The following is a 429-nucleotide window of genomic DNA, read 5'->3' as shown; positions in this document are numbered from 1 at the left end:
GCTGCTCCAGGCGGACCTCACGGCGGTGGCCCCGGGCCCGCTGGAGCGCCCGCTGGGCGAGGCCCTCGCCGTCCTCGCCGACGTCGAGTCGAAGGGCGGGGCGACCGTCTACCGGTTCACGCCGGGGTCGGTGCGGCGGGCCCTGGACGCCGGACGCACCGCCTCGGACCTGCACGCCTTCCTCGCCCGGCACGCGCGGACGCCGGTCCCCCAGCCGCTGGCCTACCTGATCGACGACGTGGCCCGCCGCCACGGCCATCTGCGCATCGGCGCGGCCTCCGCGTACGTGCGCTGCGACGACGACGCCCTGATGAGCGAGATCCTCGCCGACAAGCGGGCGGCGACGCTGCGCCTGCGCCGGCTCGCGCCCACCGTCCTGGCCGCCCAGGTCGACCCCGGCACGCTCCTGGAGGGCCTGCGCTCCATGGG

The 429-nt window shown here is 77.6% G+C and carries 1 protein-coding gene; it reads left to right on the top strand.

The features are described 5' to 3' along the window. On the top strand, positions 1–429 hold a 429-nt coding region (locus G3I40_RS32615), incomplete at both ends, for a helicase-associated domain-containing protein (RefSeq protein WP_164306221.1).

It is taken from the genome of Streptomyces sp. SID14478, from assembly GCF_010548525.1.
In the GTDB taxonomy this organism is placed as follows: Bacteria; Actinomycetota; Actinomycetes; order Streptomycetales; family Streptomycetaceae; genus Streptomyces.
This window is presented reverse-complemented; position numbering and strand designations above follow the sequence as displayed.